The organism is Faecalibacterium sp. AF27-11BH (genome assembly GCF_003603005.1).
Classification (GTDB): Bacteria; Bacillota; Clostridia; order Oscillospirales; family Ruminococcaceae; genus Faecalibacterium; species Faecalibacterium taiwanense.
The window spans coordinates 421678-447432 of sequence record NZ_QVGS01000001.1 but is presented as its reverse complement, the minus strand read 5'-3'; the positions used below and the strand labels follow the sequence as shown (position 1 = coordinate 447432).

The following is a 25755-nucleotide window of genomic DNA, read 5'->3' as shown; positions in this document are numbered from 1 at the left end:
CACAGAATCCCGTTATCAGCAATTCCAACAAATGGTTTTTACAAAAATTATGCATTCAAGCAGAGAAAAGGCCCGCCCGGCATCCGGACAGGCCTTTCAGCATCTTCTTACTTCGCTGCGGCATCCACAGGCGGATAGTACAGGTTGTTGGAGACGAACTCCAGCTTATCCTTGAGCACCAGCTCCAGGTTTGCCACGGCGTGCACCATGTTGGTGGCCGAATCGTTCACTTCCAGCAGCTTGCACAGGTCCAGACCGTCCAGTTTCATGGCGGCATCCATCTTCCGGCTCTCGGCGCACAGGATGTGGCTCAGGGCATTTTCCTGCAGAGCAATGCTCTCCACAAGGTCAACGACCGCCTGCTCCAGCGTCACCTTGGGCAGGCAGGGGCAGGGGCAGCGGGTGGTATCGATACAGTTCTCAGCAGACATGATAAAACCTTCCTTTCGTTCGTCCGGTCAGGGGCGGTGTACGCCTCATTCTATGTCTGCCGGGTACGCCGGTGTTACTCCTGCTTTTTAGGGTTCTGGATGCCGCGCACCTTTTCAATGGTCTCGCGGTAGCCGCCGGAGCCGTACTGGATGCAGCGGTTGATGCGGCTGATGGTGGCCGTGCTGATCTCCACCGCCTTCACGATCTGATCGTAGGTTCTGCCGTCCAGCAGCATCTTTGCCGCTTCCAGCCGCTGCGCCATATCCGAGATCTCCTTTACAGTGCACAGGTCTTCAAAGAAGTTGTAGCACTCCTCCCGCGTTTCCAGACTGAGGATGGCATCAAACAGTGCATCGGTGGTCTGGTTTCTTCTGGAATTTTTATCTGCCATGAATGTTCTCCTTGCCGCCGCAGCGGACTGTCCGGTTTTGGGAGCGTTCCCTCTTTTAAATGTTCCGGAAATGTTCAGGTTCTTTCTTGCATCATCACTTTAGCACATCAAAGTGTGAAAGTCAAGCCCTTGGCGTGAACTCTTTTCATTCGTTGACGTGTATAGTTTTCTTCGTTTCACGCATGAACAAAAATCACCTAAAAATTATTGCAGAACGCTTTCCTGAATTAGTGTATCCTCCGAACTTGTTCCAATGATATTGACAATTTGTGAATTCCGCACTAAAATACGGACAATCATTCGGCAAATGCGATGAACAGGACATGATTCTTTGCAGCACCCTCTCCCAGAGAGCCGCCCATCTGATGCAAGGGCAGCAGTCAGGAGCAAAGCGTTCTCCCCTGCGAGCAGCCTGTGTGAACAAAGGCGCTGACCCCGCTTTCCAGTAATGCATGGCCGTTTTGCCCACGTTACGGGGCTGCGTATGTATGTACGCTGGGAGTGGCTGCCCTGTGCAGCAAACGAAGTGGTATCGCGGAGTATTCCATACACGATGTGCAGTGTATGTGAAGGCCTTCGTCTTCGATGGTTCGTCCCAAATGGAACGAACGCAGGAAGACGGGGCCTTTTTTACACCCTGCCGCCCCCATGCCGCTGACATTTGCCGGATGCCAAGAAAGGAAAGAGGTAAAAACAATGAATACGCTGGTCATCGTATTGATCGCAGCCGTGTGTCTGTTTGGCGCTTATATGCTTTACGGCCGCTGGCTGGCAAACAAGTGGGGCATCGACCCCTCTGCCAAGACCCCGGCAGTTGTCCATGAGGACGGCCGGGACTACGTTCCCACCGACGGCTGGACCGTGTTTGCACACCAGTTCAGCTCCATTGCCGGTGCAGGCCCTGTTACCGGTGCGATCCAGGCTGCTGCTTTCGGCTGGCTGCCGGTGCTGCTGTGGGTGCTGCTGGGCGGCATCTTCTTCGGTGCCGTCACCGACTTCGGCGCTCTGTATGCTTCCGTTAAGAACGACGGCAAGAGCATGGGCATGCTGATCGAAAAGTACATCGGCAAGACCGGCCGCAAGCTGTTCCTGCTGTTCTGCTGGCTGTTCTGCGGCATCGTCATTGCTGCCTTTGCCGACATGGTGGCCGGCACCTTTAATGCCTACGGTGCTGACGGTGCTCTGGTGGAGGCTGCCCAGACCAACGGTGCTGCCGGCATGGTCTCCATCATGTTCATGGTGTTCGCCGTGGTCTTTGGCCTGCTGCAGAAGAACCTGCACTTCACCGGCTGGAAAGAGAATGTGATCAGCATCGTATTCATCGTGCTGTCCTTTGTGGTGGGTGCAAACTTCCCCATCATTCTGGGCAAGGCTGCATGGAGCTACATCACCTTTGTGTACATCTTCTTTGCCGCTGTCCTGCCCATGTGGCTGCTGAAGCAGCCCCGTGACCACATGACCACCTTTATGTTCGTGGCCATGATCGTGGGCGCTGTTCTGGGCCTGATCGTCAACCATCCCGTCATGAACCTGCCGGTGTTCACCGGCTTTACCAACGCCAAGCTGGGCACCATGTTCCCCATCCTGTTCGTTACCGTTGCCTGCGGCGCTGTTTCCGGTTTCCACAGTCTGGTGTCTTCCGGCACCTCCTCCAAGACCGTTACCAATGAGAAGGATATGCTGAAGGTCGGCTATGGTGCCATGGTGCTGGAAAGCCTGCTGGCTGTCATCGCCCTGTGTGTTGCCGGTGCTTCTGCTGCCGCAGACGGCACCCCCGCAGACGGCACTCCGTTCCAGGTCTTCAGCCGCGGCGTTGCCAGCTTCTTCGTGGGCTTTGGCCTGGACCAGCACTTTGCCTCTGTGTTTATGACCATGTGCGTTTCCGCACTGGCCCTGACCAGTCTGGATGCTGTGGCCCGTATCGGCCGCATGAGCTTCCAGGAGCTGTTCAGCGTGGACGACATGGAGCATGCTGAGGGCTGGCGCAAGCTGCTGTGCAACGTTTACTTCTCCACCTTCCTGACTCTGGCTTTCGGCTTCCTGCTGACCAAGATCGGCTACGCCAACATCTGGCCCCTGTTCGGTTCTGCAAACCAGCTGCTGAGCGCTCTGGTTCTGGCCACCCTGTGCGTGTTCCTGAAGGTCACCGGCCGCAGCAACAAGATGATCTTCCCTCCGCTGATCATCATGCTGTGCGTCACCTTCACCGCTCTGGTGCAGCGCCTGATCGCCATGGTCAAGGCCATCAGCAATGCCGCTGCTGTCACCATCCCCGCTGGCGAGACCACTTGGGGTGCTGTGTTCATTGCAAACGGCCTGCAGCTGATCCTGGCCGTGCTGCTGATCGTTCTGGGCCTGAACATCGTGTTCCACTCCTTCAAGGCCTATAAGAATGCTGAGCACAACAGCGAAGCAAAGGTCTGATCTCTCAGGTTTGAGCATCGCTTAACAGAATAGGCAAAATGCCGCTGATGGTTTTGATTCCGTCAGCGGCATTTTTATTCTTTATGATTCGTGTTTGTGGCGTCCTGCGGGCCGCTCCAAACACTTTTTCACCAGAAAAGTCCCATCGAAAAAATACATTTTTGACAGTAAATGCCCTGTATCATCACGGCCCCTCTTGTGAAAAGCGAAGCCCGGAAAATCCGCAGATTTTCCGGGCTTCTTTCATAACAAATAATTTTTCCGCTAAAAATAGCCATAGCGCACGCGGCGGCTATTCTAAATCAAAAATTCGTTTCTTCCCACGTTTGAAGGACCGCCATCTGCACTGGGGTGTGGAACCAGTGTTCCCCGCCCTCCATGATCGTCAGATGCGCCCCGCTTTCCTGACGGAAGCGCTCGATCATGGTGCGGCTGGTCAGGGCATCCCTGTCACCATACAGCACCTGCGTGCGGCCATGCCAGTGCAGCGGATGTTCCCGCACCCAGCACAGATACGGCCATGAGAGGGTCTCCCCAAGATCCGTGGGGATCTCCCCTGCCCGCTGCAGCTGTTCCTCGGTCACATGGGCACATTGCATCATATTCGTGATGAGAGCTTCCATATCCACCACCGGAGAGACCAGCAGGGCCTGTTCCGGCGCGTCTCCCTGCAGCGCCTGCATGGCAAGCCACGCGCCGATGCTCACGCCATACAGCCGGATATGCGCCCACACCGGCTTCATACGGGCGTATACGGCTTCTATCTCCGGCACAGCCACCCACGGCAGAAGCCGCTCAGGGCTGTTTTTCCGTGCGCCATGCTCGGGCAGGTCGATAGCCAGCACCTGCCAGCCCGCTTCACAGGCTGTAGCGGCAAAACGTTCTGCCTCTTCCTTGCAGCCGTTCTTGCCGTGGAGATAGAGGTAAACATTCCGGCTCCGGCTGCCGTACAGAATGGCAGGGATGCCCGCAAGAGTCATGGTTTGTTTTTTCATAAGGGATTCTCCTTATCCGATCATGCTCTCCATTCGGAGAGACGTTTTGTTTACACTGCGCATTGCTTTTCGTCCTCCCTTCTTTCCGTTTTCTCTATGATAGCACATCCGCCCGCCAAACACAAACAAAAAGGAGCCGCAGCGCCCTGTTACGGGTACTGCAGCTCCCAATTCAACTTTGGAAGTTAAATTACTTCACCATGCTTGCAACTTCAGCAGCGAAGTCGTCAGCACGCTTCTCCAGGCCTTCGCCCTTCTGGAAGCGGGTGAACTTGACGATCTTGATGTCGCCGCCCAGATCCTTAGCGACCTTAGCGGTGTACTGAGCAACGGTCAGGTCGCTGTCCTTGACGAACTCCTGATCGACCAGGCAGTTCTCCTTGAAGAACTTCTTGATCTTGCCCTCGATCATCTTCTGCTTCACAGCCTCGGGCTTGTTAGCGGTCTTGGGATCGCCAGCCATCTGAGCCAGCATGATCTCCTTCTCCTTGGCCACGACCTCAGCGGGGACAGAAGCCTCATCGACATAGCCGGGGTTAGCAGCTGCAACCTGCATGGCGATGTCCTTGCCGTAGGTAACGAACTCGTCCTTAGCCTCGATGCCGTTGGTGGTCTCGAAGTTGACCAGAATGCCGTGGGTGCCGCCGCCGTGGACGTATGCAGAGCAAACGCCCTCGTAACGAACGAAACGGCGAACCTTGATGTTCTCCTTGATGACCAGGATCAGGTTCTTCAGAGCCTCGTCCACGGTCTCGCCGTTCTCGGTCTTGCAAGCCATCAGAGCCTCAACATCAGCAGGGTTCTGCTTCATGATGACCTGAGTAGCCTCCTTGACGAAAGCAACGAACTTGTCGTTCTTGGCAACGAAGTCGGTCTCAGCGTTGACCTCGATGACAACACCCACCTTGCACTGGGGGCAGTAGTCAGCGTAGACCATACCCTCAGCAGCAGTGCGGCTTGCCTTCTTGGCAGCGGTAGCCAGACCACGCTCACGCAGGATCTCGATTGCCTTCTCGAAGTTGCCGTCAGCCTCAGTCAGAGCCTTCTTGCACTCCATCATGCCGCAGTCGGTCTGCTTGCGCAGTTCCATAACGTCCTTTGCAGAAATAGCCATTTTCGTATTCTCCCTTACACGTTATTTTGTTGTTTGTGGGATGGGAAATCAGGCGTTTGCTGCATCCTCAGCGGGAGCGGCCTCCTGGTTGCCCTGCTTGCCTTCCAGCGCAGCGTCAGCCATAGCGCCAGCGATCAGCTTGACAGCACGGATTGCATCGTCGTTGCCGGGGATCACGTAATCGATCTCGTCGGGGTTGCAGTTGGTATCAACGATAGCCACGATGGGGATGTTCAGCTTGCGGGCCTCAGCAACAGCGATGCGCTCCTTGTGAGGATCAACGATGAACATAGCCTTCGGCAGGGTCTTCATGTTCTTGACACCGCCCAGGTACTTGTCCAGCTTCTCCATCTCCAGCTCCAGCTTGGCAACTTCCTTCTTGGGCAGCAGCTCGAAGGTGCCGTTCTCCTTCATCTTAGCCAGCTGATCCATACGGTCGATGCGCTTGCGGATGGTGCGGAAGTTGGTCAGCATACCGCCCAGCCAGCGAGCATTGACATAGTGCATGCCGCAGCGCAGAGCCTCGTCACGGATGGACTCCTGAGCCTGCTTCTTGGTGCCGACGAACAGGATGTCGCCGCCCTCAGCTGCAACTTCCTTCACGTAGTTGTAAGCCTCGTCCAGCTTCTTCACGGTCTTCTGCAGATCGATGATATAGATGCCGTTGCGCTCGGTGAAGATGTACTTTGCCATCTTGGGGTTCCAGCGGCGGGTCTGGTGACCGAAGTGCACACCTGCTTCGAGAAGCTGCTTCATAGAAACGACTGCCATAGTAAAAATACCTCCAGATATTGTTTTGCCTCCGCACACCGTGATCCCGGGCCGTATCGGACGGTTCGGGACTGCCCTCCACCCATTTGGGCACAAAAGGGCATAGTGATGCGTGTGTAATGCTTTGTTATAATATCACAAACAGACGCCGGTTGCAAGAGTTTTTCTCTGTTTTTTACAAAGAAATCGTCTGTTTTTCGCTCATTTGCCTGTGTCCACACCGCTCAGGCCCGCAAGGCCCATGCGCTGCAGGGCGTATCCCCTGCCGAACATCAGGTCGTACTGCAAAAGCCAGTGCTCTGCGCTCCACCGCTGCTGGAACTCGGTAGGCTCCTGCGTGGTGGTGCCGTCCAGATTCATGGTGGTTCCGCGGGTATTGGTGCGGCTGGCCACGCGCAGCTGACGGTTCAGGAACTGGAAGTAGAGCGGCTCTTCCAGACCGTAAATGTCCATCATCACCGGCGAGATATCGTAAGCGGCAATGGTGCCAAGGTCCACCTGCTGCTGGCTGTAGTTGGACCACATCAGCAGCGTGGTCTGGTGCAGGCGGGGGTCTGCGCTGGAATCGCTGGCATAGCCGGTAGTGGTGTAGACATCGTAATTGGAATCGATGGGGTTATAGTGGTCGCCCCAGAACACCAGAATGACCGGCTCGTCCACCTGCGAGAAGTATTCGGTCAGTTTGCCCATCATGGCATCTGCATCCCGGATGCCGGTAGCAAAATCTTCCAGCGCGCCCACGGTGCTGGGCTTGAGGCCCGCTGGGTGGGACAGCACCTTCACCCGCTCGTCGTCCGGGTAGTTGTCCTTGTTATAATTGGTATGGTTCTGCATGGTGACAGCGTGCAGGAAGATGGGCTTGTCCGAGCTGGACTTCATGCTCTCGTACTGCTGGATGATCTGGTCGGCCATGGAATCATCGGTGACAAGGCCGCTGGTCCAGTAGTGCTTGCGCACCTTGGTCACGTCATGCATATCCTCAAGGCTGATAAAATCGTCAAAGCCGAGGTTGGGGTAAGCCTTGTCGCGGCTCCAGTATTTTGCCCAGAAGCAGTGCACGGCTGCGGTCTGGTAGCCCTTGAGCTTGAGGTAATTGGGCATGGCGAACATGGGCTTGGTCACATGCTGCTGGTAGGGCTTGCTGCCGCTGGGCAGGAAGGATACCGAGTAGCCGGTAAGGGCTTCAAACTCCACATCGCAGGTGCCGCCGCCAAAGCTGGGGCTGTAGGCCCGGCCATAGGCGCTGGTCTGCTGCAAGGCGTGCAGGTTCTTGGAGACATCGGTATCAAAGGTGATGCCGTACTGTTCCAGCTCCGAGACATCCCAGTAGGACTCGTCCATCACATAGATGATGGTGGGCTGCTTCACCTGCTCGTCCTTGGGGGTCACGGCGCTGTAGCTGGTGGAGTACAGCGGGCTGGTGGCAAACTTCTGGCTCTCGTCCGCATTGTCCAGCAGGGCATCCACCGCTTCCTGCGAGTATTCCTCGGGCTTCGAGATCTCCAGATTGGTGAGGTTGGTCATAAAGCCGGTGATCACGCCGTAGTAGCGGTAGTAGCGGTCCTGCATCCATGCATCCGGCGTAATGCCCAGCACCTGCGTGACAGCGGGCTGCAGGTACACGCCGAACACCAGCAGGCAGAGGGCCGCTGCGGTGGCGGCACTGCCCGCCAGCCGGGGCAGCCAGCGCTGTTTGTGACGGCCGCGGTACAGGAAAAAGCTGCCCGCCATCAGCACCAGCACCACGATGATGGTCACGACCATGCTGGGCTGGATCTTGAGGCCCGCAGCGGATGCCACACCGGCAGCCTCCGACACCTGTGTCAGATCCCATGGCAGGAACGGCTCGCCGCGCAGCTGCAGGGTGTAAAAGTTCACCGCGCAGGGCGCACAGCCCAGCACCGCCATGCCCAGCGTGGACAGCGGCGGGCAGCGGAACACCCAGTCCAGCAGCAGCCACACCAGAAACAGCAGCAGCCACGCCAGCAGATAAGCCCCGATGTGCGGGAAGATAAAACTTGCAAAAACGTCTGCGCTCAGGCTCCCGCGGGCGATCCCCTCGCCCAGCAGCAGCACGATCAGCGATGCCGCCAGCGGGAATACCATCCGCAGCGCCAAAAGCGGTTTGGGAGTTTTCATAATTCCTATTCCTTTCCTCATCCTTGAAACCTCAGATCATACGCAAAAGCACATTTCTTTACGCTTTTTGCACAAAGCTTCTGCGATTATTATAGTCACTTCCACAAAAAAGTCCACCCTGTTTTTGCAAAAAATTTACAAACCCAGCTTCACGCGCAGCTTTTGCCACCATTTGAGCTGTTCCGGCTGCGGCGGCGTTTGCGGCAAGGCCGTGTGCACCAGCACCGCATCCGTGCCAATGGTCTCGATCTCCTGCCATGGAATGGTCAGGCTATCGTCCCGGCCAAGCAGTCCGAACAGCCTTGGCCGCCCCAGCAGGATCAGGCTCTGCAGCCGGGCGGTGGCAGGGTCAAAGGTCAGGTCGTCGGCCCGGCCAAGGCAGACCCCCTGCTCCAGCTGCACCACCTCTTTTTCACACAGTTCCCGGATGGTCAATGCCCTTCTCCCCTTTCTGCCACAGCTTATGCAGCCGCCGGGCACATCATGCAAAAAGCAGTGGAAACCGCATGGCAGATTGTGGTATACTGTGGGCAGAGCATTCCATGAGAAACAGAGGAAATTTTAAATGTATAAAAGCATCGTGTTTGATCTGGGCGGTGTCATGGTGGATTTTGCCCCCCGCGCCTATCTGGTAGACCGCATTTGCAATGAAGAGATCGAAGAGCAGGTGTACGACCTGACCTTTGGCAGCGAGGAGTGGAAGCAGCTGGATGCGGGGCTTGTCTCCCGCTTTGACGGCAATCAGGCCATGCTGCGCAACGCCAAGGCCGCCGGGCGCGAGTTTGAGGTGCAGGGCGTGCTGGACGACTGGCTGCACATCCTGCGCCCGCGCCGCCGGATGCAGGAGCTGGTGCGCCGCCTGAAGAACCATGGCTACAGCGTGTACTATCTCAGCAACATCCCGGAGGACGTGCTGGCCCTGCTCAAGGAGCGCGGCGTGCTGGACCGCTTTGACGGCGGCGTAGCCTCCTGCGAGGTGCACATCAACAAGCCCGACCCCCGCATCTATCAGGCCCTGCTGGATCAATACGGCCTGAAGGCCAGCGAGTGCGTGTTCATCGACGACAATCTGGCCAATGTGCAGGCCGCATTCGCGCTGGGCTTCGTGGGCATCCGGATGAAGGAGAGCGTGGGCACCCTGATCCGCAGCCTTGCCACCTGCAATGTGGCCCTGCGCTGACCTCCGTGACCCAAAACAGCTCCTGCCGGAAATGCTCTGGCAGGAGCTGTTTTGCTGCTTTGGGAATTACTTTTTCTCGTAGCTCTGGCAGTAGTGCGGGGTCTCCACCTGCTGCGTATCGCAGGTGCACTGCTCGGTCACTTTGATCTGAGGCAGGTCGCACTTGCAGCCGCTCACATTGTGGCTGCACTCGCAGACATCACAGGTAACGCCGATGTTTTCCATATTTATCACCTCTCTGTCCACAGTATGGCCTGCGGGCAGGGTATTTATTCTGGAAAATTCAGCCAGCCTTTTTCGCTTCGTGCTTCTGATCCAAATTCTTCGGGGGATCCTGCATGGGACGGGGCCTCCTGCTGCCTTATTTTTTTCTACGGTCCGACCGCATTGCAGCGCGGCGCACCGCACGGCGCAAAAATGCAAAGCCTACCGTAACACCAATTGCTGCAGCCACTGCCATATACACCGCCTTCTGAAACCAAAGCGGCAGGAGCGCAGACCTTTCCGTCTGCTGTCCCCTGTTTACCATGCAGCCAGATCTGCACCCAGCTTGCGGCATGCAGCCTGAACATCATCGTCCGGGGCCTCATTGCAGATCAGGCCCTCACCGTTCAGCACCTGTGCACCGTCGCCCTGAGCACGCTCCACCCAGTCACGCATCCACTGGCCGTCACCCCAGCCGTAGGAGCCGAACAGGGCGATCTTCTTGCCGTTCAGAGAACCCTCCAGATCAGAGAACATCGGCTCGAACTCGCTCTCCTCCAGCTGCTCAGCACCCATTGCGGGGCAGCCAAAAGCCACTGCATCAAACTCAGCCAGCTTTGCGGCGTTCATCTCGCTGCAGGGCACGATGGTGCCGTTTGCACCCTCTGCCACACAGTTTGCCATGGTCTCAGTGTTGCCGGTTGCGCTCCAGAATACGACTGCTACTTTGCTCATAAAGATCGTCCTCTCTCAAATCAATATTAGTTAGATATATCTAACTTTATGTTCCATGAAAATGCGTCCAACCACGCAGACGCATCCCCATTCGGTTAGTATCTTCTAACCATCGATAGAATACCACAGCTTCCCGGCTGTGTCAAGCCTTTTATGCAAAAAGAACTGCCGCGGCCGAAAGTACGCCGTAGATCACCGGCTGGTGCAGCAGATACAGCAAAAGCGAGTGCCGCCCCATCCAGCCCAGTGCCGGGCAGACCGAACGGCGCAGCGGTTCCATCCGCGCCCGGCCCACCACGCCGTGCAGAAAGTACCCTGCCCAGAACAAAAACAGCCACGGCAGCAGGGCAAAATAATCGGTGGAATAAAAATCGAAGGGCAGAAAGCCGAAAAACGCTGTAAAGTAATTCGCGTACCATGCATCCGGCAGCGCAAGGCGCAGCCCGCCGAAGCCGAGCCAACGCTCGTCCAGATGATAAGTCAGTGCAAACAGCACCGCCGAAACCGCCAGCCCTGCGGCGGGCGGGATCTTTTTCAGCAGCGGTTCCAGCACACCGGTGAGCAGCATGGCGCTGCCCAGAAAGGTCAGCACACCGAACACCACCCGGTCCTCCGGCATGAAGACCAGCGTCACCACCGTGACCAGTGCCCCGGCAGCAAACACCTGTGCGCCGCGCTTCAGGGTGCGGTGTCCCAGCGGCACGCAGAAGCCGGACAGCAGGATGAACACCCAGCAGATGCTCTGCTGCCACAGCCGCCCCGGCCAGCCGATATACCAGTCCATCCAGATGCCGAACAGGAACATCATGTCCCAGCAGGCATGGTACAGCATCATGCTGACCAGATCCAGCCCGCGCAGCTCGTCCAGCAGGGCGTAGCGGCCCGCCGGGGCCTTTTGCCGGGTGGTGTGTCCGTTTTTCATTTCCCCGTCTCCCCTTTCGCACTTCATTTAACACGAGATAAATTATAACCCGCCGCCGCTGTGCCTGTCAACGGAACCGTTCCGTAGGTTGAACAAAAAAACCGCTGCACAGCGGCAAAGCCATGCAGCGGTCAGAATGGATAACCGGGGAAACCTTATCAGACTTCGGTGTTGAAGTAGCGCTTCAGCAGGCCCTCAAAGCCGCGGCCGTGACGGGCCTCGTCCTTTGCCATCTCGTGAACGGTGTCGTGGATGGCATCCAGATTCAGGGCCTTTGCCTTCTTGGCCAGATCCATCTTGCCTGCACATGCGCCGCACTCGGCCTCGGCACGCATCATCAGGTTCTTCTTGGTGCTGTCGGTAACAACTTCGCCCAGCAGCTCTGCAAAGCGGGATGCGTGGTCTGCTTCCTCGTAGGCATAGCGCTTGTAAGCCTCAGCGATCTCGGGGTAGCCCTCGCGCTCAGCCACACGAGCCATTGCCAGATACATGCCGACCTCGCTGCACTCACCCTCAAAGTTTGCGCGCAGGCCGTCCACGATCTCCTGAGGCACGCCCTCAGCCTTGCCGATGCCCACAACATGCTCGGTCACGTAGGTGTTGCCGGTCTTCTCCACAAAAGCGGAAGCAGGAGCCTTGCAGACGGGGCACTGTGCCGGGATCTCGCCTTCAGCAATATAACCACAAACGGTGCAAACGTACTTCTTCATAAGAATAGACCTCCATCATTCTTTTTATATCAGTTAGAAAACAGGCTGGGCGGTGTTGGTACTCACCGGCCCTTGTCATGGCTCTATTATAGCGAATAATTCCTAGTTAGTCAAGGATAATTTTAAGAATAATTCCTATTTATTTTGCCTTACAGATAAATTCCGGCAGGGTCACTAAAAACCATCCTCAAAAACTGTGTGCTTTGCCCTGTGCACCTTAAAAACAGCAAAGCCGCCCTGCACACACAGGACGGCTTCTGCCTTGTTCTTCCTTCTTCTATGGGAGATCAGACCTGCAGGTTGCTGCTGGTAGCGGCTTCGGAGCCGTCGGCAGCATCAAACTCGTAGTCGTTGCCGGGCAGGACAGCGTTCAGCAGGATGCCTGCGATCGCAGCCACAGCCAGACCGGACAGGTTGATGGTGACACCTGCAACGGCAAAGCTGACACCGCCCACAGAGTTGAAGCCCAGTGCGCACACCAGAATGACAGCGGCCACGATCAGGTTGCGGCTGTTGGTAAAGTCCACGCGGTTCTCCACCACATTGCGCACACCGATGGCGGAGATCATGCCATACAGCACAAAGCTGATGCCGCCGATGATGCCGGTGGGGATAGTGTTGATGACAGCCTCAAACTTGGGGCTGAAGCTCAGGATGATGGCCAGGACAGCCGCAATGCGGATGACCAGCGGATCGTAGATCTTGCTCAGAGCCAGCACGCCGGTGTTCTCGCCGTAGGTGGTATTGGCCGGGCCGCCCAGCAGGCCGGCCATGGTGGTTGCAAGGCCGTCGCCCAGCAGGGTGCGGTTCAGGCCGGGGTCGTTGATATAGTTGTGGCCCACGGTTGCGCTGATGGCGGCGATATCGCCCACATGCTCCATCATGGTTGCCAGTGCAATGGGGATGATGGTGAACAGTGCGCTGATGAACTCCGGGCTGCCGTCGATGGCAAACAGGCCCATGGCCTCCTTGTGCAGAGGGATGCCCACCCATGCAGCCTCAGAAATGCGCTGGAAGTCCACTGCACCGGTCACCAGTGCCACTGCGTAGGACACCAGAACACCGATGAGGATGGGCAGGATCTTGACCATGCCTTTGCCCCAGATGTTGCACACGATCACGACACCCAGTGCCACAAAGGCCAGCAGCCAGTTGGACTGGCAGTTGTTGATAGCAGAGGGGGCCAGGATCAGGCCGATAGAAATGATAATGGGGCCAGTGACCACCGGCGGGAAGAACCGCATGATGCGGCGGATGCCGAAGGTGGAGATCAGCACGCTGGCCACCAGATACACCAGACCGGAAAATGCGACGGCGGCGCAGGCGTAGGGCAGCATCTTGGTGTTGGCAACGGTCAGGTTGCCGTCTGCATCTGCCAGCATGGGGGCCACGATGGAGAAGCCGCCCAGATACGCAAAGGAGGAGCCGAGGAATGCAGGCACCTTCTTTTTGGTAATGAGGTGGAACAGCAGGGTGCCCAGACCTGCGCACAGCAGGGTGGTGGAAACGCTCAGGCCGGTGAGCAGCGGCACCAGCACCGTTGCGCCGAACATGGCAAACATGTGCTGCACGCCCAGAATGAACATGCGGCCTGCGCCCAGCTGGCGCGCGTCGTAAATGCCTTTGGAGTAATCGATCTTTTCGCTCATGAAGTTTTTCTGCCTCCTACAGAACTCGCAGCCCCAAAAAAAGAGGCACCGCCGTCAGCAAAACGGCAATGCCCCTGAAATTTGGGAACAATGATCCCGCCCGGAAATGAGAAGTGCAATACAGCGCAGTCGATGATTCTTGTGCAGCATGGTGCGCTCCCCCTTTCATTCAGGCTCTTTCCAAACCGCCGCCAAAAGCCCCGCAAAAGGCCGCAGCGGGCAGTCCTTCCAGAGATTATAGCAGACTTTTTGCCGCCGCGCAACTATTTTGCTTAATTCTCCTGTATTTCCAGCCCGGAAGTTTGCGCCGCTTCTCTTGCAATCCGGCCCAAAGCGCACTATAATATAACCTACCATTGCAATCTGTATTATAAGAGAATTATCAGGAGAGTTTATGATCTATCTGGATTATTCCGCCAATACCCCGGTAGACGAAGCGGTTTTACAGCGCTTTTGCGAGGTGGAGCGCAATTGCCCGGGCAATGCCAATTCCCGCCACGCAGCAGGCACTGCCGCAAAGGCTGCCATCGATGCCGCCACCCAGAGCATTGCCCGCAGTCTGAATGTGCAGCCCGCCGAGATCATCTATACATCCGGTGCCAGCGAGGCCAACAACTTTGCCATCAAGAGCATCGCCCGGCTGGAGCGCCACCATGGCAGACACATCATTTCCACCCCGCTGGAGCACTCCTCGGTGAGCGGCAGCCTGACCGCCCTGCAGGAGCAGGGATACGAGATCGACCTTGTGGACATCCGGCAGGACGGCACGGTGGACCTTGCCCACCTGAAAGAACTGCTGCGCCCGGACACCATTCTGGTGGCCGTCACTGCCGTGGACAGTGAGCTGGGCGTGGTGCAGCCGGTGGCCGAGATCGCGGAAATGTTGAAGGACTGCCCCCACTGCCACTTCCATGTGGATGCCACACAGGCCGTGGGCAAGCTGCCGGTCAGCTTTGAAGGCATCGACACCATGAGCCTGACCGCCCACAAGTTCTACGGGCTGAACGGCATCGGTGTGCTGGTCAAGCGGCGCGGCCTTGCGCTGGAGCCGCTCATCCATGGCGGCGAGAGCACCACCCTCTACCGCAGCGGCACCCCTACAGTAGCGCTGGCCTGTTCGCTGGCGCTGGCACTGGAAAAGGCAGTGAGCGAGCTGCCCGCCCGGGTGGAGCACATCCGCGCCCTGAACGCCCGCCTGCGCACCGGGCTTGCCCAATACCCCAAGGTGCGCATCAACAGCCCGGACACTGCCGTGCCGCAGATTTTAAACCTGAGCGTACAGAACGTGAAGGGCACCGTGTTCCAGCGGGAGCTGGATGCCCAGGGCGTATGCGTCTCGGTCAAATCGGCCTGCTCTTCGGACGGCCTGCCCTCCCGCGCCGTGTTTGCCGTGAGCCATGACCGGCGCAACGCGCTGTCCTCGTGGCGCATCAGCCTGAGCCACCTGACCACGGAACAGGAGATCACTGATTTTATGCAGGCGTTCGATGCCTGTTACAACGCCCTGACGCAATAAAAAGGAGTATTATGAAGCAAGATCCCCCCGCCGACCAGCAGCGAGGGGATCTTTTTTACTGTTTTTGAATGCCGAACAGTCTGCGCAGAATGCCGCGCAGCGCCTTGGGGCTTCGGATCACAACTACCTGCATATGCTCCCCGCCTTTCCGTTTTCTGGCCCATCCTATGCAGGCAGGGGCCGGAATGTTCCGGCAAGGGCAGCAGCGCTCAGTCTGCGATGGTCTCCACCACCACCAGCGCACCGCTGCGGGTGGAGATGGTGATGCAGTCCGACCCGGCAGCGTACTCGTTGCTGACGCCCAGCGGGTAGCTGGCGGTCAGTTCCGCATCGGTCAGCTCATAGTAGGAGCCGCGCTCGCACACGCCCTGCGCCCTGCCCTCCATCGGGAAGGCCGAGAAGAAGAAGTACTTCTCCTTCGGGTAGCGGCGGGTCTCGCCGGGCATCACGTAGGTGATGCGGCTGCGCTCATCCAGCAGGGTGGTGCGCACACCGCGCTGTTCCAGCCCAAGGCCGGTGCACAGGTTTGCAAGGGTGTGTTCCACCCGTCTGCCGCCAAGGCCGCCCAGCAGCAGCACCTCGTCAAAGCCCTTTTCCGAGACCAGCTTTGCGGCATACTCGGTGTCGGTATCGTCCTTCACATGGGGCAGCACGATGATATCGTCGTCCTGCTGTTCCGGGCAGGGGGCGGTGTCAAAGTCGCCCACGATGATGTTGGGTCTACGCCCCAGAGGTGCGCAGTTGCGGTAGCCTGCATCACAGGCAATGATAAAGTCGTCCGGCCGCAGGGCCTCTGCCAGCTCCGGAGAAACCGGGCAGGCCGAAATGATCACACAGCGTGACATGAATCTCTTCCTTATCCTTTATACTTTCGGGCGCTGCCAATCCTTCACGTCCTTAACTTCCTCGTACATGGCGCAGTAGCTGTCGTACCGGGTCTGGGAGAGTCTGCCCTCGGCCAGTGCGGCGCGCACGGCACAGCCTTTTTCGCTGCGGTGGGAGCAGCCGGTGAACTGGCACTGGCCCAGATAAGGCCCGAACTCCGGGAACGCATGCTCCAGATTTTCCTTGGGGATGAACCCGGCGCGGTTTGCTTCCAGACTGGCAAAGCCCGGCGTATCCGCAATGCGCCCGCCAAAGGCTTCAAAGATCGTCACCTCACGGGTGGTGTGGCGGCCGCGGCCCAGCTTCTGGCTGATGGCACTGGTCTCGCGCTCTGCTTCCGGCAGCAGATGGTTCAAAAGGGTGGATTTTCCCACGCCGGAGTTGCCGCAGAACGCACACAGCCTGCCGCTGATCCACTGCTTCACCTCGTCCAGCCCGCCGCCGGTCTTGTAATCGATGCGGATGAACGGCAGGGTCGATTTTTCGTAGGCCTTACGCAGGAATTCCGCCTCGGCCAAGTCGCCCTTGGTGCACACGATCACCGGCTGCACGCCCTTGTCCACCGCAATGGCGGCAAGCTTATCCAGCACCAGCGTGCTGGGCGTGGGCTGGGTGGTGCTGGCCACAAGGAACAGCACATCCAGATTTGCCATCGGAGGCCGCACGAACACATTTTTGCGCGGTGCGATCTCGGCAATGACGGCTGCACCGTTCTCGGTCTCCAGCGTCACCTCATCGCCCGCCACCGGCGTGATCTTCTGTTTGCGGAAAATGCCGCGGGGCTTGCATTCCACAATGCCCTCCGGCGTTTTTACATAGTAAAAGCCGCCGATGCCCTTTGTGATATATCCCTTCATGCACGCCTCCGTCAGCTCAGCAGCGAGGACCACCAGTCGGTCAGCGGTTTCTGCGAAGGGTCGCCGCTGCCCGCTGTGCCCTGTTCGGTGCCGGTCTCGGTGCTGGAAGAAGAGGAGCTGCTGCCAAACAGGCCGCTCCACCAGTCGCCGCCGGTGGTGCTGTCGCTGGGTGCTTCCGGTTCCGGTGCAGGCTCCGGCCCTGCGCTTACCACAATGTTCACGCGGCCGTTCAGCTTTGTGGTAGAGCCTGCCGCCGGGTTCTGACTGATGACAGTACCCACCGGCTGGTCGCTGTACTGCTCGGTCTGGCTGCCAAGGCCCAGATGGTTCTGCACCAGCAGGGTGCGGGCATCAGCGGTGCTCATGCCGGTCAGCGAGGGCACCTTGGTGGTGGTTGCCACCTGCGGGCGGCTGATATACATCACCACAGTGCTGCCTGCAGCCACCTGACTGCCCGCCGCCGGGTCGGTGCGGATCACCGCGCCGGATGCCACAGAGGTATCCACAGCCTGCGTTACCAGCACCGAGACACCCAGCTCCTTGAGCTGCTGCTCTGCATCGGCCTGCACATAGTTGGTCAGGTCCGGCACGGTAACGTACTGGGTGCCAAGGCTCACAGTCAGGGTCACATTCTGGCCCTCGCGCACCGTGCGGCCGGACACCGGCGACTGCTTATAGATATAGCCCGCCGCATAGTTACTGTTGTACTCCTGCTCCCAGGTAACGCTGATCTGGCCGGAGACCACCTGCTCGGTGGCAGCAGCCTCGTCCTGCGTCATGCCGATATAATCGCCCAGCGTGATATCGGCCTTGTTGTTCATCAGGTTGGAGGAATCGTTCAGGATCATCCAGCACAGCGCAAGGCACGCCAGTGCAAATGCAATGGTAATGCCGAACAGTGCCGGCAGGAAGATGGTGCGCTTTTTCTGGCGCGGTGCGGCCTTTTTGCCGCGGGGCGCAGGCTTTTCGGCCTGACGGTTTGCACGGTTCTGGTTCATGGTACGTTTCACCACCTTTTCGGGAGCATCTTCTGTAATATACTTGTACTCGAACATCACGGAGGGGTTGTGCACGTAGGTGTCCAGCGCATCCAGCATTTCGCGGGCGGATGCGTAGCGGTTCTGCGGCAGCTTTGCCATGGCCTTTTCGGTGATCTCCACCAGTGCATTCGGCACCTCCGGCGCGATCTCGTGCAAAGACTTCGGCTGATCGGAGATCTGCTTGATGGCAACTTCCACCATGTCGTCTGCATCAAAGGGCAGATGACCGCTGAGCATCTCGTACATCATCACGCCCACCGAGTAGATATCGCTGGTGCAGTCGGTCTCATCGCCCTTGGCCTGCTCCGGGCTGATATAGTGCACGCTGCCCATGGCCTTGCCGCTCAGCAGCTGGTTCTCGGCACGGGAGATGCGCGCAATGCCAAAATCCATCATGCGCAGCTGGCCGTTGTCCAAAAGCATGATGTTCTGGGGCTTGATGTCCCGGTGCACCACACCGTTGGCGTGGGCATGTTCCAGCGCCTTTAAGATCTGGGAGATGAAATGCACGGTCTCCCGGTTGGTCAGCCTGCCGCCGCGCTGGTTAAGGTACTCGCGCAATGTCATGCCGTCCACATATTCCATCACGATATACTGCAGATCATCATTCACCGATACATCGTACACTTTTACGATGTTGGGGTGGTTCAGCAGCGAGATGGCCTTGGATTCATTTTTAAAGCGGCGCACAAGGTCCGGGTCGTGCATATACTCCTGCCGCAGCACCTTTACCGCCACCACGGTACCGGCAGGCACCGGGCCGTTGTGCCCCAGCATGACCGCCTTGTAGACGTTTGCCATGCCGCCGGAACCGATCAGCTCCCGCACCTCATACAGGCCGTCCAGCTTTTTGCCGATCAGGTTGTCCATCAGCGCACCTCCTCCACACACAGCAGCAGCGCGGTGATGTTATCCGGGCCGCCGTTCTCGTTGGCCGTGCGGATCAGAAGGTCCGGCAGGTCGTAGAACCTGCCGGTGCGCAGCAGCTGTTCCAGCTGTTCTCTGGGCACGGCATTGGTCAGGCCGTCCGAGCACAGCAGCAGGATATCCCCTTTCTGCAGCGGTGCGGTGGTGAACTCCGAGTCCAGCCGGTAGTCCACGCCCAGCGCCTTGGTGATGATGTTCTTCTGAGGGTGGTGCTCGGCTTCCTCCACAGTAATGGTGCCGCAGTCCACCAGCTCCTGCACATAGGAGTGGTCGTGGGTGAGCTGGGCAAGCCTGCCGTCCCGGTACAGGTACGCCCGCGAGTCGCCTGCATGACACAGGAACACCTTGCCGCCGCGCACCAGTGCGCACACAGCCGTGGTGCCCATGCCCGCCAGCGATTCCTCACGCAGGGCCTTCTGGAACACAAAGCGGTTGGCGCTGAGCAGGCTCTTTTTCAAAAAGGTCTCCTCTTCGCCGGGCAGGCACTTGGAAGCATACTGCTCCTGAAAGCAGCGCTCGATCACATCGCACGCGCTCTGGCTGGCTTCCCTGCCGCCGCGTGCACCGCCCATGCCGTCGCATACCAGCAGCCATGCGGCATCGCCGGGCAGTTCTCCTGCGCGATAATCGTCCTGATTATCCTGCCGGACCCTGCCGACATCCGTTTTTCCTGCAAGTTTCATAGGCTTCTCCCTTTAATATTTACGCTTTCCCGTTCATTTCGTCACGGCGCAGCTGGCCGCATGCGGCGCTGATCTCGCTGCCAAGGCGGCGGCGCACCGTAGCGTTCACGCCAAGGCTCTCCAGCTTCTGCTGGAATCGGTGCACGTTGGCTGCATCGGTGGCCGAGTACGGGCTGCCGTCCACCGGGTTGATGGGGATCAGGTTCACATGGGCACCCATGCCCCGGATCAGGTTTGCCAGCTGTCTGGCGCAGGCATCGGAATCATTGACACCGCGCACCATGGAATATTCAAAGCTCACGCGGCGGCCGGTGGTGTCCTGATAGCGGCGCACGGCCTGCATCAGCACTTCCACGGGATAGGCATCGTTCACCGGCATCATGCCGCTGCGAATTTCATTGTTGGGTGCGTGCAGCGACACCGAGAGGGTCAGCTGCAGCTTTTTCTCGGCCAGCTGGTCGATCTTGGGCACCAGACCGCAGGTAGAAAGGCTGATGTTGCGCATCCCGATGTTCACGCCCTCGGGCGAGGTGATGTTCTCCAGAAACTTCATCACTTCGTCAAAGTTATCCAGCGGTTCGCCAATGCCCATGAGCACGATGTGGGAAATGCGCTCCCCGATATCCTTCTGGGCGGTGTAGATCTCAGAGCAGATCTCGCCTGCTTCCAGATCGCGCACGCGGCCCGCCTGGGTGGACGCGCAGAAGCGGCAGCCCATGCGGCAGCCCACCTGCGTGGACACACACACCGTGTTGCCGTAGTGGTAGCGCATCACGACGGTCTCGATGCAGTTGCCGTCCGCCATGCGCAGCAGATATTTTACCGTGCCGTCCTTTGCTTCCTGCCTGCGCTCGATCTTGGGCGCGGCAATGTAGAAGCTTTCTTCCAGCTTTGCCAGCAGGGTCTTGGGCTGGTCGGTCATGGCAGAAAACTCGGTGACCAGCTTCTGGTGCACCCAGTGGAAGATCTGCTTTGCCCGGAAGCCCGGCTGACCCATCGCTTTCAGTTCGGCGGTCAGCTCTGCCAGCGTAAAGGAAGAGATACAGCGTTTTTGTTCCATTGTGTTCTCCTATTGTTTTTTACGAACAAGCCACCTGTTTCATTGCAGCTTTTCCCCGTTTTTCTGCATGGCACACAGGAAAAAACCGTCCATGCCGGTACGGGTGGGCACCGAAAGCGCGCCGTGCTCCCCTGCCGTCATCCCGGCGGGCAGCGCTGCGGCAGGCTCCACCACCGTAAACTCCGGGTGGCGGGCCAGAAATGACGCGATCTGCTGCTGGTTTTCTGCCGGGTCGATGGTGCAGGTGGAGTACACCAGCCTGCCGCCCGCTTTCAGCAGCTGTGCCGCCGTATCGAGGATGGCCGACTGCGTGGCCAATAATTCAGCTTCGCGGGCCGGTTCCAGCTTTTTGTAGCGCAGATCCGGCTTTTTTGCCAGAATGCCAAGGCCGCTGCAGGGCACATCCGCTAAAATGCGGTCGGCCTGCGGCAGGGCCGGGTTCACCTTTGTGGCATCGTTGCACAGGGCTTCCACATTGGTCAGTCCCATGCGCTGCACTGCCGTGCGGATCAGGCCCACGCGGTTCTCGGCGGCATCGCAGCTGTAAAGCCTGCCGGTGCTGTGCATCTGCTCGGCCAGCAGGATGGTCTTGCCGCCGGGCGCGGCGCACAGGTCGATGACTGTTTCTCCGGGCTGTGCGTCCACGCAGAGCGCCGCCAGCTGGCTGGCCTGCCCTTCCACATGGAAGTACCCCTGCCGGAACAGCTCATTTTCCGCCGGGCTGCCCTCGAACCGGGCCAGCACACTGCCGGGCACAATGCCCCGCTTTGCTTCCTTTGCGCCGGAAGCCAGCAGCTTTGCACAAAGCTCATCGGCACTGCCTTTCAGCGGGTTCGCCCGCAGGCTGGTCATGCCGCCGTCGGCCTTGTAGGTAAGGATACCCAGTGCTTCGTCCGGGTAGTTTTTGTGCAGAAATTCCGCCACATCCCGCCCGGCAGATCCAAGCACCATGAGCCGCTCCACTTCGTTTTTGAAGCTTGCGGTGCTCAGGTCGTAGCTGCACGCCTTGCGCAGCACGGCGTTGACCAGACCGGATGCGCTGGATTTTTTGAAGGCACGGGTCAGCTTGACGGCTTCGTTCACCGCAGCGGACACCGGCACCTGCATATAGCGGGCCTGCGCCAGCGCCGCGCGCAATATTTCGCGCACCGGTGCATCCAGCTTGGCAAGGCCCTTGGGCAGGAACTGGCACAGGATGTAGTCCAGCGTGCCCCGGTGTTCCAGCACCGTGTAAAAGATGGCGCTGGCAAAAGCTTTATCGCGGCCTTCCAGCTGCTGGCGCTTGAGTTCGGCATCCAGAACAAGGTTGGAAAACCCATCCTGCTCCTGCCGCACCAGCGCTGCCACTGCCGCCGCGCGGGGATTCGCCGCCATCAGAGGATATCCCCCGTTTTCAGGCGCTGACCGGCCGCAAAGGCGGTGCCGTCCATGGGCTTTTTGCCTTCCGGCACCACATTCAGCAGCTGGACGGCCCCCTCACCGCAAGCCACCGTGAGCGGCTTTGTGGCCAGCACGGTGCCGGGCGCTTCGCCGTGAGCTTCCACGGCACGGCACTCCATCACCTTGAGCTTTTTGCCGCCGGAGGTGACGAACCATGCACCGGGCCACGGGTTCATGCCGCGCACCCAGTTGTGGATGTGGGCAGCCGATTCGGTCAGGCGGAACTCTGCCATCTCCTTGTTCAGCATAGGCGCAAGGCAGGCGTTCTCATGATCCTGCGGCTGGGGTTTCAGCGTTCCGGCGGCGATGGCGGGCACCACCTCGCACAGCACCCGTGCACCCACGGCAGTCACGCGGTCAAACAGCTGGCCGCTGGTCTCCTCCGGGTCAATGGCGATCTTCTCGCAGCAGAGCACATCGCCGGTGTCAAGGCCCTCGTCCATCTGCATGATGGAAACGCCGGTCTCGGCATCGCCGTTCAGCACGGCCCACTGCACCGGGGCGCTGCCGCGGTACTTGGGCAGCAGGGAGACATGCAGGTTGATGCAGCCGTACTTCGGCGCTTCCAGCACAGACTTCGGCAGGATGCAGCCGTAAGCCACCACCACGATCAGTTCCGGGGCCAGTGCGCGGATGTTCTCGTCCTCGCTGCCGTCCCGCAGGGTGCGTGGCTGGAACACCGGCGTGCCGTGGGCAAGGGCCACTTCCTTGACCGGGGGTGCGGTAAGCACCTGCTTGCGGCCAACCGGCTTGTCCCGCCGGGTGTACACCGCGCAGATATCATGCCCGGCGGCATACAGGGCTTTGAGGCACTCTGCGGCAATATCCGGCGTGCCCATGAACAAAATGCGCATTACTTGTTTCCTTTCGCTTCGCGGGCAGCTTTTTTGCCCTCTTCGGTATCCTCATAGAAATACTCGCTGGACTGCATGATGGTAATGCCGTCCAGATGGTCGTTCTCGTGCTGGATGCAGCGGCCCAGCAGATCCTCAGCTTCCAGCTCGAACCACTCACCGTGGCGGTCCTGTGCGCGCACCTTGACCGCGGCGGGGCGGGTCACAGCGCCGTTGTGGCCCGGGAAGGACAGACAGCCCTCGTAGGCGGTCTCCTCTTCCTCGGATACGGCCAGGATCTCCGGGTTCACAAAGTCGATGAACTTATATTCGTAATCTTCGGGGATCTCCTCGGGCGCGTCGGTGGTGTCCCACACCACGAACAGACGGCGCAGCATGCCCACCTGCGGGCCGGCCAGACCCACGCCGTCGGCGGCGATCATGGTCTCGTGCATGTCGTCCAGCAGGGTAGCCAGACGGTCATCAAAGGTGGTGACGGGGCGGCAGACCTTGTTCAGGATGGGATCGCCCTCTTTTACAATGTTACGGATTGCCATTTATGGTACCTCCAAATCAGATGTCACCGTCCGAGTGCAGGTCCACCGCAACGGTGGCCTTGGACGGAAGTTTTTCCTGTTCGTATCTTTCCAGTGTGCTGCGCACGAGGTCGCGGAAGCGGCGGTCATTGCGGCACTTGATGGTAAGTTTGTAGCGGTAGGTGTCGTTGATTTTTTCAATACTGCCGGGCGTGGGGCCAAGCACCCGCAGCGGCAGGTCCGGCTGTTTTGCCGCCTGCTGGCCCAGCAGGGTCGCAAAGCGCGCCGCCGCCCGTGCCACCTCGATCTCCTTTGCGCCTGCAAAGCCAATGACGCACAGCCCGCAGAAGGGCGGGTACAGGCCCAGCTTGCGGTAGGCGATCTCCTGCTCAAAAAAGGCATCGTAGTCCTGCGCGGCGGCAAGGTTCAGCACCGGGTTATCGGGGTCGGTGGTCTGGATGATGGCAAAGCCGGGGTCTCTGGCCCGTCCGCTGCGGCCCACCACCTGTGTGATGAGGCTGAACACGTTCTCATACGCGCGGAAGCCCTGCGCAAACAGCAGCGAGTCGATGCCCAGCACGCCCACAAGGGTCACATTCTCAAAATCCAGTCCCTTGGCCACCATCTGGGTACCCACCATGATGTCATATTCGTGGTTCGCAAACCTTGCCAGCAGCTTTTCGTGGGCATCCTTTGCGGCAGTGGAATCCTGATCCATGCGCAGCACCCGCGCATCCGGGAACAGCTTTGCCAGCTCTTCCTCGGCTTTCTGGGTGCCGAAGCCCCGGTACTGCAGCTTGCCGCCGCAGGCGGGGCAGACAGTGGGCGGTTCCATCTGGCTGCCGCAGTAGTGGCACAATACCTTGTGCGCCGCTTTGTGGTACACCATCGGCACGCTGCACTTTGTGCACTTGAGCACCTCGCGGCAGTCCTCGCACTGGGCCATGGTCTGGTAGCCCCGGCGGTTCAGCAGCAAAATGGTCTGCTTGCCTGCATCCAGATTGCGGCGGATGGCATCTTCCAGCGACAGACTGATCTCCCGCGGGTTGCCTGCCGCCAGCTCTGCGCGCATATCCACGATCTGCACCGTGGGCAGCGGGTTGCCGCCGTAGCGCTGGGTCAGCCGCACCAGCTGGGTGCGGCCATGCTGGGCCGCGTAAAAGCTCTCGGTGCTGGGGGTGGCGCTTGCCAGCAGAAGCAATGCACCGTTTTCCGCCGCGCGCTGCCGGGCCACCTCGTGGGCAGAATAGCGGGGCGCGGATTCCGAGCGGTAGGTGTGCTCCTGCTCCTCATCGATGATGATGAGCCCGATGTTTTCCAGCGGCGAAAAGATCGCACTGCGGGTACCCACCACGATGTCTGCGCCGCCGTCCTGAATCATCTGCCACTGCAAAAGGCGTTCGGTGTGGTTGAGGGCAGAGTGCTGCACCGCCACCCGGCGGCCAAACTGACTCTTGAGCCGCAGGATCATCTGCGGGGTCAGGCTGATCTCCGGCACCAGCACCAGCGCACGCCTGCCCTGCTCCAGACAGCGGGCAATGAGCTTTAAAAACACCAGCGTTTTGCCGCTGCCGGTCACGCCGTAGAGCAGCGCCGAGTGGGGTGCATCGTCTTCCAGCTTTGGCAGCAGAGCATCGTAAGCCGCCTGCTGCTCCTGCGTGAGGGTGATCGGCTCGTTTTTCAGCGGAATGGACGAATACAGGTCGATGGATTTATTCACCTTGCTGCATTCCAGCACGCCTTTGGCGCACAGGTTATCCAGCACGGCACGGCTGATGCCCTTGTCTTCCAGTTCGTTCAGGGTGCGCGGCCCACCGCCCAGCAGCGCCACTGCCGCCAATTGCTTGGCTGTCGGCTTCGGCTTTGGCGGCAGCCCGCCCACAAGGCGGTAGGAGTTCTCGGTGTGGCGGGTGAGCTGCTTTTGCAGCACCGGCGTTACGCCGTCCGCCGCCACGGCAGGCTTGTACTGTGCACCATAGGGAATGACCGCCTTGACCGCTTCGTAATAGGTGCAGAAGGTGCGCTCCTTCAAAAAGTGCACCAGCCGCAGCAGTTCCGGGGTCAGGCAGGCGGATGCCGGGGCCACGTCGAAAAGATATTTCAGCTTCGCGCTTTCCGGTTCGGCATCGCAGGCCAGCACCACGCCCATGCGGGCGCGGCTGCCGCGGCCAAAGGGCACCAGCACCATGCTGCCAAGTTTTACCGCATTCTGCTGATCCGGCATGACGGCATAGGTATAAAGCTTATCAAAGTGGAAGGTCGCATTGCTGACGGCAACGCCTACCGTTTTGGGCATTCGTCCAGCTCCTTCA

At 59.1% G+C, this 25755-nt stretch carries 24 protein-coding genes; 3 read left to right on the top strand and 21 right to left on the bottom strand.

Going from position 1 to position 25755, the window contains the following annotated elements:
* Nucleotides 1-107: 107 nt before the first annotated feature.
* Nucleotides 108-431: a hypothetical protein gene (locus DWY76_RS02030; RefSeq protein ID WP_097774870.1), complete on the bottom strand. Its 324-nt coding sequence runs from the start codon at nucleotides 429-431 to the stop codon at nucleotides 108-110.
* A 74-nt stretch (nucleotides 432-505) separates the two neighbouring features.
* A complete protein-coding gene (locus DWY76_RS02025; protein WP_120079555.1) occupies nucleotides 506-823 on the bottom strand; it encodes a YerC/YecD family TrpR-related protein in 318 nt (105 codons plus the stop codon).
* Between the two features lie 696 nt (nucleotides 824-1519).
* Here DWY76_RS02025 and DWY76_RS02020 point away from each other — a divergent pair.
* Nucleotides 1520-3247, top strand: coding sequence for a carbon starvation CstA family protein (locus DWY76_RS02020; RefSeq protein WP_097774869.1), 1728 nt, complete (start codon nucleotides 1520-1522; stop codon nucleotides 3245-3247).
* Nucleotides 3248-3549: 302 nt separating this feature from the next.
* Here the strand turns inward: DWY76_RS02020 and DWY76_RS02015 are convergent, their stop codons facing one another.
* The 5 genes from DWY76_RS02015 to DWY76_RS01995 all read right to left on the bottom strand — a co-directional run bounded on the left by DWY76_RS02015 (nucleotide 3550) and on the right by DWY76_RS01995 (nucleotide 8701).
* Nucleotides 3550-4242 (bottom strand): alpha/beta hydrolase, encoded by a 693-nt coding sequence (locus tag DWY76_RS02015; protein WP_120079553.1) that lies wholly within the window; start codon nucleotides 4240-4242, stop codon nucleotides 3550-3552.
* A gap of 190 nt (nucleotides 4243-4432) precedes the next feature.
* Nucleotides 4433-5356 carry a translation elongation factor Ts gene (tsf, locus tag DWY76_RS02010; protein WP_005940319.1) on the bottom strand — a complete coding sequence of 308 codons (924 nt, stop codon included), beginning with the start codon at nucleotides 5354-5356 and terminating at the stop codon, nucleotides 4433-4435.
* Between the two features lie 48 nt (nucleotides 5357-5404).
* Nucleotides 5405-6127: a 30S ribosomal protein S2 gene (rpsB, locus tag DWY76_RS02005; protein WP_022257112.1), complete on the bottom strand. Its 723-nt coding sequence runs from the start codon at nucleotides 6125-6127 to the stop codon at nucleotides 5405-5407.
* Between the two features lie 201 nt (nucleotides 6128-6328).
* Nucleotides 6329-8266, bottom strand: coding sequence for an LTA synthase family protein (locus tag DWY76_RS02000; protein WP_120079551.1), 1938 nt, complete (start codon nucleotides 8264-8266; stop codon nucleotides 6329-6331).
* 135 nt (nucleotides 8267-8401) lie between these two features.
* Entirely contained in the window at nucleotides 8402-8701 is a 300-nt protein-coding gene (locus tag DWY76_RS01995; protein WP_120079549.1) for a YlmC/YmxH family sporulation protein, read from the bottom strand.
* A 130-nt stretch (nucleotides 8702-8831) separates the two neighbouring features.
* Here DWY76_RS01995 and DWY76_RS01990 point away from each other — a divergent pair, with 130 nt between their 5' ends.
* Nucleotides 8832-9446: an HAD family phosphatase gene (locus tag DWY76_RS01990; protein WP_120079547.1), complete on the top strand. Its 615-nt coding sequence runs from the start codon at nucleotides 8832-8834 to the stop codon at nucleotides 9444-9446.
* 66 nt (nucleotides 9447-9512) lie between these two features.
* Here DWY76_RS01990 and DWY76_RS01985 read toward each other — a convergent pair whose 3' ends face one another.
* The 5 genes from DWY76_RS01985 to DWY76_RS01965 all read right to left on the bottom strand — a co-directional run bounded on the left by DWY76_RS01985 (nucleotide 9513) and on the right by DWY76_RS01965 (nucleotide 13666).
* The gene (locus DWY76_RS01985) at nucleotides 9513-9671 is read right to left on the bottom strand and encodes a DUF1540 domain-containing protein (protein ID WP_005940302.1); all 159 of its coding nucleotides are present in this window, start codon (nucleotides 9669-9671) and stop codon (nucleotides 9513-9515) included.
* 297 nt (nucleotides 9672-9968) lie between these two features.
* Nucleotides 9969-10385 (bottom strand): flavodoxin, encoded by a 417-nt coding sequence (locus DWY76_RS01980; protein ID WP_005940293.1) that lies wholly within the window; start codon nucleotides 10383-10385, stop codon nucleotides 9969-9971.
* 151 nt (nucleotides 10386-10536) lie between these two features.
* Entirely contained in the window at nucleotides 10537-11307 is a 771-nt protein-coding gene (locus DWY76_RS01975) for a heparan-alpha-glucosaminide N-acetyltransferase (RefSeq protein WP_120079545.1), read from the bottom strand.
* A 158-nt stretch (nucleotides 11308-11465) separates the two neighbouring features.
* On the bottom strand, nucleotides 11466-12017 hold the full coding sequence (locus DWY76_RS01970) for an NADH peroxidase (protein ID WP_005926148.1): 552 nt from the start codon (nucleotides 12015-12017) through the stop codon (nucleotides 11466-11468).
* 287 nt (nucleotides 12018-12304) lie between these two features.
* Entirely contained in the window at nucleotides 12305-13666 is a 1362-nt protein-coding gene (locus tag DWY76_RS01965; RefSeq protein ID WP_120079543.1) for a uracil-xanthine permease family protein, read from the bottom strand.
* 394 nt (nucleotides 13667-14060) lie between these two features.
* Here DWY76_RS01965 and DWY76_RS01960 point away from each other — a divergent pair, with 394 nt between their 5' ends.
* Nucleotides 14061-15182 (top strand): cysteine desulfurase family protein, encoded by a 1122-nt coding sequence (locus tag DWY76_RS01960; RefSeq protein ID WP_120079541.1) that lies wholly within the window; start codon nucleotides 14061-14063, stop codon nucleotides 15180-15182.
* 209 nt (nucleotides 15183-15391) lie between these two features.
* On the opposite strand, the gene DWY76_RS01955 is transcribed toward DWY76_RS01960, so the two are convergent.
* The 9 genes from DWY76_RS01955 to priA are packed head-to-tail and all read right to left on the bottom strand — an operon-like array spanning nucleotide 15392 to nucleotide 25739.
* Entirely contained in the window at nucleotides 15392-16027 is a 636-nt protein-coding gene (locus DWY76_RS01955; protein WP_044953453.1) for a thiamine diphosphokinase, read from the bottom strand.
* A gap of 18 nt (nucleotides 16028-16045) precedes the next feature.
* Entirely contained in the window at nucleotides 16046-16924 is an 879-nt protein-coding gene (gene rsgA, locus DWY76_RS01950) for a ribosome small subunit-dependent GTPase A (protein WP_120079539.1), read from the bottom strand.
* An 11-nt stretch (nucleotides 16925-16935) separates the two neighbouring features.
* The gene (gene pknB, locus DWY76_RS01945; RefSeq protein WP_097774858.1) at nucleotides 16936-18834 is read right to left on the bottom strand and encodes a Stk1 family PASTA domain-containing Ser/Thr kinase; all 1899 of its coding nucleotides are present in this window, start codon (nucleotides 18832-18834) and stop codon (nucleotides 16936-16938) included.
* Nucleotides 18834-19574, bottom strand: a complete 741-nt coding sequence (locus DWY76_RS01940; RefSeq protein WP_120079537.1) for a Stp1/IreP family PP2C-type Ser/Thr phosphatase — start codon at nucleotides 19572-19574, stop codon at nucleotides 18834-18836. Before DWY76_RS01940 ends, pknB begins: the two co-directional genes overlap by 1 nt.
* A 19-nt stretch (nucleotides 19575-19593) precedes the next feature.
* On the bottom strand, nucleotides 19594-20634 hold the full coding sequence (gene rlmN / locus DWY76_RS01935; RefSeq protein ID WP_005940261.1) for a 23S rRNA (adenine(2503)-C(2))-methyltransferase RlmN: 1041 nt from the start codon (nucleotides 20632-20634) through the stop codon (nucleotides 19594-19596).
* A gap of 39 nt (nucleotides 20635-20673) precedes the next feature.
* Nucleotides 20674-22008 carry a 16S rRNA (cytosine(967)-C(5))-methyltransferase RsmB gene (rsmB, locus tag DWY76_RS01930; RefSeq protein ID WP_120079535.1) on the bottom strand — a complete coding sequence of 445 codons (1335 nt, stop codon included), beginning with the start codon at nucleotides 22006-22008 and terminating at the stop codon, nucleotides 20674-20676.
* A complete protein-coding gene (fmt, locus tag DWY76_RS01925) occupies nucleotides 22008-22928 on the bottom strand; it encodes a methionyl-tRNA formyltransferase (RefSeq protein ID WP_005940255.1) in 921 nt (306 codons plus the stop codon). Before fmt ends, rsmB begins: the two co-directional genes overlap by 1 nt.
* Nucleotides 22928-23464: a peptide deformylase gene (gene def, locus DWY76_RS01920; RefSeq protein WP_097777944.1), complete on the bottom strand. Its 537-nt coding sequence runs from the start codon at nucleotides 23462-23464 to the stop codon at nucleotides 22928-22930. The genes fmt and def overlap by 1 nt, the downstream gene beginning before the upstream one ends.
* A 16-nt stretch (nucleotides 23465-23480) precedes the next feature.
* A complete protein-coding gene (gene priA, locus DWY76_RS01915; protein ID WP_120079533.1) occupies nucleotides 23481-25739 on the bottom strand; it encodes a primosomal protein N' in 2259 nt (752 codons plus the stop codon).
* Nucleotides 25740-25755 lie beyond the last annotated feature (16 nt).

Excerpts from the sequence above, each read along its gene's own strand:
- def (WP_097777944.1), bottom strand. The coding sequence starts at position 23,464 with ATGGCAATCCGTAACATTGTAAAAGAGGGCGATCCCATCCTGAACAAG.
- DWY76_RS02025 (WP_120079555.1), bottom strand. The coding sequence starts at position 823 with ATGGCAGATAAAAATTCCAGAAGAAACCAGACCACCGATGCACTGTTT.
- DWY76_RS02030 (WP_097774870.1), bottom strand. The coding sequence starts at position 431 with ATGTCTGCTGAGAACTGTATCGATACCACCCGCTGCCCCTGCCCCTGC.
- rsgA (WP_120079539.1), bottom strand. The coding sequence starts at position 16,924 with ATGAAGGGATATATCACAAAGGGCATCGGCGGCTTTTACTATGTAAAA.
- DWY76_RS02020 (WP_097774869.1), top strand. The coding sequence starts at position 1,520 with ATGAATACGCTGGTCATCGTATTGATCGCAGCCGTGTGTCTGTTTGGC.
- DWY76_RS01960 (WP_120079541.1), top strand. The coding sequence starts at position 14,061 with ATGATCTATCTGGATTATTCCGCCAATACCCCGGTAGACGAAGCGGTT.
- rsmB (WP_120079535.1), bottom strand. The coding sequence starts at position 22,008 with ATGGCGGCGAATCCCCGCGCGGCGGCAGTGGCAGCGCTGGTGCGGCAG.
- tsf (WP_005940319.1), bottom strand. The coding sequence starts at position 5,356 with ATGGCTATTTCTGCAAAGGACGTTATGGAACTGCGCAAGCAGACCGAC.
- rlmN (WP_005940261.1), bottom strand. The coding sequence starts at position 20,634 with ATGGAACAAAAACGCTGTATCTCTTCCTTTACGCTGGCAGAGCTGACC.
- DWY76_RS02015 (WP_120079553.1), bottom strand. The coding sequence starts at position 4,242 with ATGAAAAAACAAACCATGACTCTTGCGGGCATCCCTGCCATTCTGTAC.
- DWY76_RS01955 (WP_044953453.1), bottom strand. The coding sequence starts at position 16,027 with ATGTCACGCTGTGTGATCATTTCGGCCTGCCCGGTTTCTCCGGAGCTG.
- DWY76_RS01970 (WP_005926148.1), bottom strand. The coding sequence starts at position 12,017 with ATGAAGAAGTACGTTTGCACCGTTTGTGGTTATATTGCTGAAGGCGAG.
- rpsB (WP_022257112.1), bottom strand. The coding sequence starts at position 6,127 with ATGGCAGTCGTTTCTATGAAGCAGCTTCTCGAAGCAGGTGTGCACTTC.
- DWY76_RS01975 (WP_120079545.1), bottom strand. The coding sequence starts at position 11,307 with ATGAAAAACGGACACACCACCCGGCAAAAGGCCCCGGCGGGCCGCTAC.
- fmt (WP_005940255.1), bottom strand. The coding sequence starts at position 22,928 with ATGCGCATTTTGTTCATGGGCACGCCGGATATTGCCGCAGAGTGCCTC.
- DWY76_RS01980 (WP_005940293.1), bottom strand. The coding sequence starts at position 10,385 with ATGAGCAAAGTAGCAGTCGTATTCTGGAGCGCAACCGGCAACACTGAG.
- DWY76_RS01985 (WP_005940302.1), bottom strand. The coding sequence starts at position 9,671 with ATGGAAAACATCGGCGTTACCTGTGATGTCTGCGAGTGCAGCCACAAT.
- priA (WP_120079533.1), bottom strand. The coding sequence starts at position 25,739 with ATGCCCAAAACGGTAGGCGTTGCCGTCAGCAATGCGACCTTCCACTTT.
- pknB (WP_097774858.1), bottom strand. The coding sequence starts at position 18,834 with ATGGACAACCTGATCGGCAAAAAGCTGGACGGCCTGTATGAGGTGCGG.
- DWY76_RS01965 (WP_120079543.1), bottom strand. The coding sequence starts at position 13,666 with ATGAGCGAAAAGATCGATTACTCCAAAGGCATTTACGACGCGCGCCAG.
- DWY76_RS02000 (WP_120079551.1), bottom strand. The coding sequence starts at position 8,266 with ATGAAAACTCCCAAACCGCTTTTGGCGCTGCGGATGGTATTCCCGCTG.
- DWY76_RS01940 (WP_120079537.1), bottom strand. The coding sequence starts at position 19,574 with ATGAAACTTGCAGGAAAAACGGATGTCGGCAGGGTCCGGCAGGATAAT.
- DWY76_RS01990 (WP_120079547.1), top strand. The coding sequence starts at position 8,832 with ATGTATAAAAGCATCGTGTTTGATCTGGGCGGTGTCATGGTGGATTTT.